Below are 12,087 nucleotides of genomic sequence, written 5' to 3' on the forward strand. Positions count from 1 at the left end.
GCTAACGCGGAGTCGTTCCTTGAGCGGAATCAAAAGCTGCGTCAAGCAAAGGGGTCTTTTAGACTGCGTTGTGCGCCTTTGGGTAAAGTTGCCAACATCGTCAAACTTTCACCAAAGGCAATATTCACTTTTGCACTACTGTTCACTGCCCAACCATTGGCATCTAAAATCGGCGATAAATTACGCTGACGCAATTTGAACCATGCCATAATCATTGATGGCCCCGAAATCATCAATAATAACCCCGAAATGGCTAACGGCATTTGCCACCAAATTAAGGCCATAAAACCCGAGACGACGGAGGCAATCGCGGTAGCAATAGCTCCCACAGCCAAACCCATTGCCGCAAAAATACCTGCAAACTTCGCGACATCAAAAGGTACTGGCGGCGAGGTTGGTTTGGTAGCATCTACAGGTGTTTTCGCTGCTTCTTGCACTTTTCCTATGCCTGCGGTGATATTTTCTGAGGTTTTCGTTTCAATGGCTTTATCTTGTTCGGATGCCATTTTTTGTAATTGATTACTGACCATGCGCCCCAAACGACGATACGGTGTCCAAAATGCTTCGTTCACACTAATCGCATTTTCAATGAGCTTAACGACAGTGGCGTCCCAATCATTACCTAATCGGTCATAAAATACGCCATTACGGCCAACCATCAAATTGCCTGCTTCACCCGCCGTTACCGCAGCCACAATGGTCATTTTTTCAGGACTGCCCTTGCGCGTGCAATCACAATACACCAAATAGGTATTACTCAAGCCTGCCATGGTCGCATGTTTGCCCATATCATTCACGCGCACCGTTAAATCACACGCACGTCCATCAATAAATAATGTCCCTGCTTGAAAAATCGCCTTTTCTTTACGGCTATAAAAATCACTAAATGAGATAAAATTATTGACTAAGGTCACTAAATTCGCTTGATAACGGACTAATTTATCCAACTCCACTAAGGCATTAGCCGCATCGGCAACCTGTAAGTCGTCCTCCACTAAGGTTAATAACGACTGCTCAATTAACCCGTTGGCTAAGTGTTGTCGTTTGGCCGTATCTAAAGTGGCAACGGCTAAGGATGGTTTGGCTGCTAGCCATGTTTGATAGGCGACAAAACTGGCTTTAATTTGTACCCAATGATTTGCCGTTAATTCGTCGAGGTCTAAGCCTAGAACTTGCTCCCTAAATTGTGATATCGCCACTTGCCAAGCGGGATTAATACCGTGTTTTAGTTTTAGTACGGCATGCTCGGTAATTTTGGCTAATGGCAGACTTTGGGTGTCCGCATTGTTTAAGGCTAACAATTGTCCAGCTAGAGCCAAAAACTGGGTATCGGACGCATTTAAGGCAGTAGTCGCTTTATCATCAAAGGCAGCTAATTGTGTTCGCACAAAATAATCATCAATTTTGGCCGCAACTGCCTTAAAAGCGTCATAGGCACTGGCCGTGTGCTGCCCAAAGGGGCTGATTGCGTCTGTCATTTGCGCTTCCCATGCATTGACGACACGTATATCGGCAAAAAATTGTTTGATTTTTTCGGCAGATACCGCGGGTTCGCCACTACGGTCGGTTTCACTGCCTAAAGTGACGATAATATCGTTGATGGTTTCTGCTAAGGCTGGCTCAGACGTTAAGGCGGCTGGAATTAAACCGTCGCCGTTAACCTGATTGGCAGGAAACATTTTACCTAAATCTTGGGTATCTTCGCTGCAAATAGCGTCAGCATTTGCTTTACCTAAGCGTTGTAATAGTTGTTGTGCTGCGGCTAAAATTTTTGCACCGTCAGGATGTTGACCATCAATCGCCGCTAAGGTTAAACCCGCAGGTTGAAACAACACCTCTTTGTCAGCTAAATGCGCCAATGTCCAATCAATCGCCGCTAATAGTTCTGGCTCACGAATTCGACCATCGCCATCTGTATCAATATACGTTAAAGTCCGTGCGTCTAACTCTAAACCTTTGGTTGGACATGCCAAGGCTGTCCATAATTTTTTATCTAAGTCTTTGAGATTTTCTAAATCGCTTACTGTGTCAATCATCACTTGATCAAAGCCACTGCTACGAAAAAAACGCCACGTATGTGTCACTGCTCATCCTCCTAAAACGGCTATCCAAGCCTAATACTTTATCAACATCGTCTCTATGTATCATATTTACTGGGGTGACTGTAAAAATTCCGCCAATATGTCTAAAACGCGTTGACGAATCGCGGTTTGCTCGTTGGCTAACTGATGTCCCGCTTCAGGCAACCATAAAAAGTGCTGCACATTAAAATGCTGCTGAATAAACTGTGTGTTGTAAGTCCCATTTACGGTTCTATCTTGCCCTCCCTGCACTAACCACACAGGCAATCGACTCGGTGACTGTAAATGAATATGTTTTATCCAGTGTTTGAGCGCAATTAACCATGACACAGGAATCCATCGGGCTTGCAAAGGGTCTTCGTCACGCATAAAACGGAGAAAATTCGTATCCTGCGTATTCTTACGAAACGCTCTGGGTAAACCACTACGGGTGGCACTAAACCACCAAAAAGCAAACTGCATTTGCAAGGCCTGCATTCGCGCGGGATACACTAAAGGTGCGAGCAAACATAAACGGTCAAAATAGGGGCTTTGTTTTGCGGATAACGCATAATCCATTAAAATCGCTGCCCCCGTACTCTGCCCTAAACCTAAGTAAGGTGTAGGAAGTTGTGCACTGAGTGTACTCAGCACACTCGCTAATATCGTTTGATACTCAGCAAAATCACGAATACTGGCACGCACACCCGACGACAAACCATGACCGGGTAAATCGTAAATGACCACGGCATACCCTGCTTTTAGCATAACGGGCACAACATGCCGATATAAGCCACTGTGTTCTAAATAACCATGCACAATAAACACCGTCCCGCGCGCGTTTATAGGTCGAAAAACATGGGTCAATATCTGATAGCCTGCCGCGTGATGCCAACCACAGGCATGATGAATATTCGGTAAATATGACTCAAAATCTAACTGATAAAATCGACAATAATCGGCTATTGCGCCCGTTTGAGGCACTGTTAATGAGAGGTCTAGCGGCAATAATACTGCACGTGTAGCAATCGGAGAAAACACCATATCAATCTCTTTTATCCGTATTGAGAAATACTCACACATCCGCAGATGTTGTCGTTCTTTCCCTTATCGCAGATGACACCTCATCATAACATGATAGGTGATATGGGTATGTTGTTTATGACGACACCAATAGCCCCTAAAAATCAGGTGTAGAAAATGGCACAGACTGTCAAAAACCAATGTCACCAAATGTCAAGTAGCAACGCCATAATCCTCTATACTGCATTATAGTTAGCTGGCTTACTGCGCCTCTTGTGGCATTCAGAAAGCAGCCCTATTAGGTTTTATGTCCGTACGTTTTCGGCAATAAGACATCTGATTTTTGAGGTCACGATTATGATTGGTATTCCGATTGCACTATTAGCGGCTAATGGCGTAGAGTGGTATTTACATAAATACGCCCTTCATGGGGTTCCTCAAGAAGGCGGTGGTCGTAAGTCCATCTCGCCGCCATTTATGAAACGCCATTGGGCACATCATAAACAAGTGCGCTTGAGTAAATATCGTGATGATGCGTTATATGGTGATACCCGTAATGAAGATGCGGTAGCAGAAAAAAAAGCACTATTTCAGCTATGCGCTTTAACCACATTGGCCTTACCTGTCGCACCGTTTTTTACGTTAACCACCTATTATTGTGCATGGAACTATTGGCATGTACACAGCCAATCACATCTTGACCCCGAATGGGGAAAGAAAAAAATTCCTTGGCACTTTGACCACCACATGAATACGAATCAAGATGCGAATTGGTGCGTTACCAAGCCGTGGTTCGACTATATTATGGGGACACGCGTCATTTCGTCACCCGACTTACAAGAGTCCAATCCATTAGGCATTAAATTGCCCACCGTGATTGAAAATAAACTCAATGCCTTAGCACGACGTTATGTCCCACGTGCCTTTGAAAAGCTTGAGGCCAATGCCCGTGAAGAACAACAAAAACGCCAACAAGGTTTAGAAAACAAAATGCCAGATTTTGTCGCTAGCCCCGCCTAATCTCACTCATGGTGCACGGATGCGCCTATTTATCATCAAACACAATCACATCCTTATTTTTTTCTAAGAAGGCTGCCCCTATCCCTTTGACCTCATCCACATCGGCTAAGGACGTAAATGCCCCGTTTTGCTCACGCCATGCAATAATCGCGGCGGCTTTGGCTTTACCAATCCCTTTGAGCTGCATCAACTGCTCAGGCGTTGCGGTATTAATATTTATTTTGATAGACGGCGTGTCTACTGGGCAGAGTAAGTCATCATTCGCATTCGCGAACACCGCTAACGATAAAAAAAGATAAAGGAATATCCACTTCATTTGTCATCATCCTTGTTTGACAGACTATAGATAGACTAATACTAAGCCTGCTTCTTAGCAATATTTAGCCATCATACGTCAACTGGGCATAAAAAGCCTCGTTAAAACACTTTGCGCTCTACAATTTTTGATTTATATTCCAAAACCTTAGCAGTCACTCTTAATCAAAAACTAGACGGAGTAATAACTCTGCACCATAGAATTTTTATCTACAACCACCTATGATACTAGGTACAGATAACACCGAGTGTTGCATCACTCAAAATCTACATAAACACGGGCATTAAAACATGGCGACTCCTCCAGCAAATACCATTTCCTTTGGTGGACTAGCAAAACGTCTGGTCAACGAAGGTGTAGTTGATGCCACCATCATGCAAAAGGCTTTAGTTGAGTCACAACGAGAGCAAATCTCGCTCATTAGCTATTTAGTGAATAATAAAATTGCCAAAGCCCCCCAAGTCGCTTGGCTGATGGCAGACGAGTTTGGTGATCCGCTACTCGACCTTGAAAACATCGAACTCGAAACAATACCCAAAGAACATATTGATGAAAAAATTGTACGTCAATACAATGCTTTACCTATTTTCAAACGTGGTAAACGTCTCTTTGTGGCGATGGGTGACCCGACCCGTTTAGATGCGATTGATGCCATTCGTTTTAATACAGGTCTGAGTATTGAAACCGTCGTTGTTGAAGAAGACCGCTTAGTCAAGCTCATAGAAAAAGTCTTAGAAGGGAGTGGCAACAAAGCCTTAGAAGGCTTAGATGACGACTTAGAAAATATTGACATCTCAGGTGGGGACGAAGATTCCGATAATAAAGATTCAGGCACACCGTCTGAAGATGATGCGCCAATTGTTAAATATATTAATAAAATCCTACTTGATGCGATTAAAATGGGGGCGTCGGACTTACATTTTGAGCCGTATGAAAAAGCGTATCGTATTCGCTTCCGTGTTGACGGAGTGTTACGTGAGTTCACCCGCCCGCCCATTCAACTGGCAGGCAAACTCGCTGCTCGTCTTAAAGTTATGTCGCAAATGGATATTTCCGAACGACGTATCCCTCAAGATGGCCGTATTAAACTCAAACTCTCCAAAACCAAAGCCATCGACTTTCGTGTCAACTCCTTGCCTACCCTGTTTGGCGAAAAACTGTGTTTGCGTATTCTAGACCCATCTAGCGCGATGCTTGGCATTGATATGTTGGGCTATGAGCCCGAACAAAAACGTTTGTTTATGGATGCCCTCGAAAAACCACAAGGCATGTTACTGATTACAGGGCCAACAGGCTCTGGTAAAACGGTGTCTTTGTATACTGGTCTGAATATTCTTAACACGCAAGAAACGAATATTTCAACTGCCGAAGACCCAGTTGAAATTAACTTAGAAGGGATTAACCAAGTTAACGTCAATAACAAGGTCGGTTTAACCTTTGCGAGTGCCCTGAAAGCCTTCTTGCGTCAAGACCCTGACGTCATTATGTTGGGTGAGATTCGTGACCTTGAAACCGCAGAAATTGCCGTTAAAGCCGCACAAACGGGTCACATGGTGATGTCAACTTTACACACCAACAGTGCACCAGAAACGCTAACTCGTTTACGGAATATGGGCGTCCCTTCGTTTAACATTGCGACTTCTGTAAACTTAGTTATTGCCCAACGTTTGGCTCGTCGACTGTGTGGTGCGTGTAAAAAGCCGATTGAAATTCCCAAAGTCAGTCTTTTAGAAATGGGCTTTACCGAACAAGACATTGCAACAGGCTTTACTATTTACCAACCTGTGGGTTGTGACCAATGTCGCGAAGGATACAAAGGCCGTTTAGGGGTCTATGAAGTCATGAAAGTGACGCCCAAAATTGCCCGTATCATTATGGAAGAAGGCAACTCCATTCAAATTGCCGATGCAGCGCGCGAAGAAGGTTATCCAGACTTACGACGCTCGGGCTTAGTAAAAGTCATGGCAGGACTCACCAGTTTGCAAGAAATAAATCGTGTGACTGGTGCGGAATAACAATAATCGCGTTAGAATGCTTACTACTATTACAGTGGGCTTTTGTCTAATAAAGAAAGCAAAGCTTTCATATAATGAGTATGACGGATTATGGCAACAAAAAAACCAGAAGCAACATTAACTTTTGCTTATGAAGGTTTAGACCGTAAGGGTCAAAAAACTAAGGGTGAAATCTCTGGTACTAATATTGCTTTGGCCAAAGCGCAACTACGTAAGCAAGGCATTAACGTTCAAAAAATCTATAAAAAATCTAAAAGCCTCTTTAGTGGGAAACGTAAAAGCAAAATCACACCGATGGATATTGCCATTTTTACACGTCAATTAGCGACCATGATGAAAGCGGGTGTGCCCTTAGTACAATCTTTTGAAATTGTGGCCGAAGGCTTAGATAACCAATCCATGCGTGATGTGGTGTTGGGCATTAAAAGTGATGTTGAAGGCGGCAACAGTTTTGCAGGCTCGCTCAAAAAATATCCTGCTTATTTTGATAGCTTATTTTGTAGTCTTGTCGAATCCGGTGAACAATCAGGTGCGCTAGAAACTATGCTTGACAGGGTTGCGCAATACAAAGAAAAAAGCGAACTCTTAAAGCAAAAAATCAAAAAAGCGCTCAAATACCCCATTTCCGTTATTATTGTCGCCATTATCGTGACTGCAATCTTATTATTAAAAGTTGTTCCTGTCTTCCAAGATATGTTTAACAGTTTTGGTGCCGAACTACCTGCATTTACACAAATGGTTGTTAACATGTCTAAATGGATGCAAGAATGGTGGTTTATTGCCCTTGCCTCTGTGTTGATGACCATCGGCGCATTTAGTGAGGTTAAAAAACGCAGTGTTGCCTTCCAAAATGGCTTAGACCGATTAGCCCTCAAAGCTCCCATCGTTGGCGACTTAGTTTATAAATCTACAGTTGCTCGTTTTTCTCGTACATTGGCAACAACTTTTGCCGCGGGTGTACCACTGATTGATGCACTGGTGTCGTGTGCGGGTGCAACAGGGAATGTGGTCTACCGCAATGCCGTACTTAAAATCAAAGAAGAAGTCGCGACAGGCCAACAACTGGGCTTTGCGATGCGCCAATCGGGCATTTTTCCTTCAATGGCACTCCAAATGGTTGCGATTGGTGAAGAATCTGGTGCCTTAGACGCCATGCTTGAAAAAGTGGCCACTCACTTTGAAAACGAAGTCGATAACGCAGTAGACGGTTTAACCAGTATGATGGAGCCGTTGATTATGGCGGTATTAGGTGTCTTGATTGGTGGTTTGATTATTGCGATGTACTTGCCAATCTTCCAAATGGGCTCTGTAGTATAAGCATGATGATGTTATTTATGTCAGCCAACCCCCTGCTTGCAGGGGGTATTATTTTCTGCCTCGGCTTATGCATAGGTAGTTTTTTGAATGTGGTGATTTACAGATTGCCTGTGATGTTAGAGCGGGCATGGCGAAAAGATGCCCTAGCCTGCTTAAATCAAGCCGAAACAGAAACAACAGACACGTTTAACCTAGCCACCCCCGCCTCACGCTGTCCCCATTGTGGTCATCAAATTACAGCCCTAGAAAATATTCCCGTATTTAGCTGGTTATTTTTACGTGGTCAATGCAGCGAATGTCATAGCCCTATTTCGATACGTTACCCCTTAGTCGAATTAGCGACGGGGCTATTGTCTGTGATGACCTTTATCATACTCGGCCCTACAGCCAAAATGCTGACAGCGTTATTATTGGTTTGGGCAGTTATTGCCTTGACCATGATAGATTTTGATACGCAACTTCTCCCTGACGACATTACCTTAGCTTTGTTATGGCTTGGTTTGTTAGTCAATTTATTTGGTATTTGGGTGCCTATTTCACAAGCCGTCGTTGGGGCAATGCTGGGCTATTTATCGTTATGGAGTGTTTACTGGCTATTCAAACTGGTGACTGGCAAGGAAGGCATGGGATATGGTGACTTCAAATTATTAGCCGCGTTAGGTGCATGGCTTGGCCCAACACAATTACCGTTGATTATTTTATTATCTTCCGTTGTGGGCGCAATTATCGGTGGCGTTTATGCCATCATTCGTAAAGAAAGTGCCCCCTTTGCTTTTGGCCCGTATTTAGCCATTGCAGGGTTAATCGCCTTATTTGGGGGTACAGACATTATTGATTGGTACTTAGCCAAGTGGCAACACTAAGGACGTCAAAACACATGTATGTTGTTGGATTAACAGGCGGCATTGGCAGTGGTAAAACAGTTGCAAGTAACTACTTAGCCACGCTAGGTATCACGGTGGTTGATGCGGATATCGTTGCCCGTGAAGTGGTGATGGTTGGACAGCCTGCCTTAGCTGCAATTCATGCGCACTTTGGTGACGCCGTTTTACAAGCTGACGGCTCACTCAATCGTGTCTATTTACGGCAGTTAGTTTTTAACGATGCTAGCCAACGTCAGGCCTTAGAAGCGATTACTCACCCTGCTATCCGTCAAGCTATTCAGCAACAACTCTTTGCCAGCCAGTCACCCTACACGCTCCTTGTCTCGCCTTTGTTGTTTGAAAGCGGTCAATATCAATTTACCCATCGCACCCTCGTCATTGATAGTAGCGAAAATCTACAACAAGAACGTGCGGCAGCACGCGACAATGTCAGCCCCAGTCAGATAGCACAAATTATGTCTGTGCAGCTTGGGCGTGCCGAGCGTTGTCAACGTGCCGATGATGTCGTCATCAATAATGGCGACATTCAAGCCTTATACCAACAATTACAGGCTTGTCATCAGCGCTATCTGGAACTTAGCCGACAACTAGGATGATGCTTTTAGCTGTATAGCAGGACTCAACTCAGGCGCAATTAAACGCTCGCCTTGATAGCCCTTGACCTCACCAAAGTCCTGCCCTTGATTCCAACTGTTCACAAAACCCTCAATTTCGGCGGACTGCCGCGCAATAAAATTCCACCATAAGACGATATTTTCTGTAAAAGGTTGTCCCCCGATGAGCAATAAGTGACAAGCCTCTTGCTGACGAATGGGAAGCTGATGTAATTCGCCTGCCTCAAACACCAATAAATCGCCAACACCCATCTGCTGTTCTGCTACTGTTGCCTCGCCCGACAAGACGATTAGACCATATTCAAAATCAGACCGTAGTGCTATCTCACCGCTGCCCGCATGCTGATGTCGAATGTCTAAGGCTATTAAGGGGCTATATACCTGTGTTGGCGCATGCAGCGTTTGATAACTCCCCACTAATACCGTCAACTCATAGCCCTGATAGTCAGTAGATGGCAGATGAGGGTAATGTTGAAAATCAGGGGAGCAATGGCGATAGGCTTCGGGTAAGGCAATCCATAATTGCGCGGCATGTAATCTGCCCGTATGTGGTATCGGTGACTCTTCGGAGTGGCTAATGCCCCGCCCCGCGGTCATTAGATTCACCTGTTTGGGCTGAATACGTTGCTGATAACCTAAACTGTCACGATGTAAAATTTCACCTTCAATCATCCATGTAAAGGTTTGCAGCCCTGTATGCGGATGTGGGCCAACACGCATGCCTTGCTCATCTAATTGTGTAGGCGCAATATGGTCTAAAAAACACCATGCCCCAATCATGCGTCGCTTTTTAGTCGGCAATAATCGCCGAATCATCATGCCTTTACCTAGTTCGGTGGTTTTTGCACTTATTTTTTCCATCTTCTACGCTCCTTTTTACATATCTACACGTGCATCTGGTATACCCTGCTTGGTACAGTGAGATTTCAAGCCATTGATGCCAAAAGCTCATTGCTCAAACTGGACGATTTACCCTTAAAACAGGGACGTATTAACGTGGATTGACGTTTACAAGGGGGTTGCATTAAAAATTGACTCTCAGGCAAAACATCAATATTCTCTAAACGGTTTATCATTTTTATCTTGTGTAGCCATAGACTATGACTGACCACGCTACTCCGTTAATCTTGAATTGTCGCCGTTGTGGACAAGTCACGACTTGGCAGAACAATCCTTCTCGTCCTTTTTGCAGCGAACGCTGCAAATTAATTGACTTAGGCGCATGGGCAAGCGAGCAATATACTATCCCACTCGCCGAAGCGCCTGCCCATATTGAAGCAGAAAACGACTAAACTCGCTTTCTGCTAGTCGATATGCCTCTTCACATCTGCTAGTTGACCTGTCTATTTATCAAGACGTACATTCAACTAAGCCCTCGCCAGTACTCGCTTCAGGGGGTTTTAACGGGAACAGGATTGCCCGTCATGTCTAAAGCTAATTTACCATCAATCACAACAAAGGCTTTGATGTCAGTGGGCGTAAAAAATACACCTTGCGGTCTGACACTACCAATTTGGGCTTTTAAGACCACACCATAACCCAAATCTTGGTGATAATCCTTAAAGTCTTTCAACGTATCAGACAAGTCTTTATCAAAATTGAAGCGTGCTTTTTCTGCAATAAGATTTTTGAAAGTGCCATGTAGCATCCAATTGGCAGATTTTGCCAATAAACTGGTCGTAGACAACTCAAACTCTACTTGCTCCAAACGTAACTCATTATTAGCAATATCCAATACAGGACGCGCTAATAAATAAATTTCACCGTTAATGGGCTGCTGCAATCGTAAACCTAACACCGCTTTGTCGCCACTGCCATACAAACGAATACTATTGATAAGGACTTGTTTCCCACCCGCATCAAATGGTTTATTGGCTAATTTTTCGTTTAATAAACGATTGGCCGTCTCTAAACCAATGTCGCCACGCAAGGCCAAATGAAAGCTATCGTTACTACTAATTAAACGCTGGGGCTGCGGTAATGGTGGTAAGGTCACAGTGGGTTTTGCACCCGTTAGCACTTGTGGTCTGGCACTGACACTGACACTGGTTTTGACATAACGGCCTGTGCCAACAATATCTGCCAATCCAATTTTTTCGGGCTGTAGTAATAGCCAAACGTCTTTCTCAAGTTGTTTAGGCTCGTTAATTTGTGGCCATGTTTTAGTCAACATCGCTTTTAAGCCAAGCTGTTTTAAGGAACTGTTGATATTGTCATTGATGGCTGTTTGTACTTTATCTCGCACAACGGGTAAATTAAGTAACTTTTCAACATTAAACTTAAATGCCGTAATGTTACACGGCTTTAACCATTTGACTTGCCATTGCCCTGCCTGAATGGCTAAATCGCCTCCCACTGTCCAATACAGCTTACCAGGTAAGGTAAACTCAATACGTGGCAGTTCCTCACCAATGCCACAACTAATACCTCCCATATTCAAAAAAGAAGCACGGGTTTTGGTTTCAATCGAAAAGTCGAGTTGCGTACTAGCAATAAAATCTTGCCCCGTCACACTGAGCTTCAAATCTTTCAAAGTGACCTTGTGGCTAATATCAGACTCTACAGGTAAAGGGGTGTTGGCTATGGTGAGTACCTGTGTCATGGTGCCTGCCGTGAGAGGCTTGGGGATTTTTTTGAGCGCTTCACTACGCACCGCTTCTAAATCAATGCTAATAGGCACATTGATAACCGAACTATCCACCGTCGGTAATTGAATGGGGTTGGGATTATTGGGCGGAGCAACTAAGGGTTGAGGCGCTTGACAGGCCGTCAACAACACAACCATGACCAACAAACCTTTGAACTGGCGCATATCTATCTTACCTTTTAGCAACAAAC

11 protein-coding genes are annotated in these 12,087 nt (G+C 44.2%); 6 read left to right on the forward strand and 5 right to left on the reverse strand.

The window, feature by feature from the left end:
- Positions 1 to 41: 41 nt before the first annotated feature.
- The gene (locus tag C8N29_RS02670; RefSeq protein WP_107864491.1) at positions 42 to 2,084 is read right to left on the reverse strand and encodes a hypothetical protein; all 2,043 of its coding nucleotides are present in this window, start codon (positions 2,082 to 2,084) and stop codon (positions 42 to 44) included.
- A gap of 66 nt (positions 2,085 to 2,150) precedes the next feature.
- A complete protein-coding gene (locus C8N29_RS02675; protein ID WP_170106859.1) occupies positions 2,151 to 3,104 on the reverse strand; it encodes an alpha/beta hydrolase in 954 nt (317 codons plus the stop codon).
- A 336-nt stretch (positions 3,105 to 3,440) separates the two neighbouring features.
- Between C8N29_RS02675 and C8N29_RS02680 the strand changes: the two genes are divergently transcribed.
- The gene (locus C8N29_RS02680; RefSeq protein ID WP_107864493.1) at positions 3,441 to 4,103 is read left to right on the forward strand and encodes a sterol desaturase family protein; all 663 of its coding nucleotides are present in this window, start codon (positions 3,441 to 3,443) and stop codon (positions 4,101 to 4,103) included.
- 25 nt (positions 4,104 to 4,128) lie between these two features.
- Here the strand turns inward: C8N29_RS02680 and C8N29_RS02685 are convergent, their stop codons facing one another.
- Positions 4,129 to 4,419 (reverse strand): ComEA family DNA-binding protein, encoded by a 291-nt coding sequence (locus C8N29_RS02685; protein ID WP_107864494.1) that lies wholly within the window; start codon positions 4,417 to 4,419, stop codon positions 4,129 to 4,131.
- Positions 4,420 to 4,709: 290 nt separating this feature from the next.
- On the opposite strand from C8N29_RS02685, the gene pilB reads away from it, so the two are divergent.
- The 4 genes from pilB (at position 4,710) to coaE (ending at position 9,231) form a co-directional block, all read left to right on the forward strand.
- Positions 4,710 to 6,434, forward strand: a complete 1,725-nt coding sequence (gene pilB, locus C8N29_RS02690; protein WP_107864495.1) for a type IV-A pilus assembly ATPase PilB — start codon at positions 4,710 to 4,712, stop codon at positions 6,432 to 6,434.
- Positions 6,435 to 6,524: 90 nt separating this feature from the next.
- Positions 6,525 to 7,751, forward strand: coding sequence for a type II secretion system F family protein (locus C8N29_RS02695; RefSeq protein WP_107864496.1), 1,227 nt, complete (start codon positions 6,525 to 6,527; stop codon positions 7,749 to 7,751).
- Positions 7,748 to 8,614, forward strand: a complete 867-nt coding sequence (locus C8N29_RS02700; RefSeq protein WP_420836650.1) for a prepilin peptidase — start codon at positions 7,748 to 7,750, stop codon at positions 8,612 to 8,614. Before C8N29_RS02695 ends, C8N29_RS02700 begins: the two co-directional genes overlap by 4 nt.
- Before the next feature lie 14 nt (positions 8,615 to 8,628).
- On the forward strand, positions 8,629 to 9,231 hold the full coding sequence (coaE, locus tag C8N29_RS02705; protein ID WP_107864498.1) for a dephospho-CoA kinase: 603 nt from the start codon (positions 8,629 to 8,631) through the stop codon (positions 9,229 to 9,231).
- Here the strand turns inward: coaE and C8N29_RS02710 are convergent.
- On the reverse strand, positions 9,223 to 10,110 hold the full coding sequence (locus tag C8N29_RS02710; RefSeq protein WP_107864499.1) for a pirin family protein: 888 nt from the start codon (positions 10,108 to 10,110) through the stop codon (positions 9,223 to 9,225). The genes coaE and C8N29_RS02710 overlap by 9 nt on opposite strands.
- Positions 10,111 to 10,349: 239 nt before the next feature.
- Here C8N29_RS02710 and C8N29_RS02715 point away from each other — a divergent pair, with 239 nt between their 5' ends.
- Positions 10,350 to 10,541, forward strand: a complete 192-nt coding sequence (locus C8N29_RS02715; protein WP_107864500.1) for a DNA gyrase inhibitor YacG — start codon at positions 10,350 to 10,352, stop codon at positions 10,539 to 10,541.
- 98 nt (positions 10,542 to 10,639) lie between these two features.
- On the opposite strand, the gene C8N29_RS02720 is transcribed toward C8N29_RS02715, so the two are convergent.
- On the reverse strand, positions 10,640 to 12,061 hold the full coding sequence (locus tag C8N29_RS02720; protein ID WP_107864501.1) for a DUF4403 family protein: 1,422 nt from the start codon (positions 12,059 to 12,061) through the stop codon (positions 10,640 to 10,642).
- Positions 12,062 to 12,087: the final 26 nt, after the last annotated feature.

This window comes from Agitococcus lubricus (assembly GCF_003051055.1).
Classification (GTDB): Bacteria; Pseudomonadota; Gammaproteobacteria; order Pseudomonadales; family Moraxellaceae; genus Agitococcus; species Agitococcus lubricus.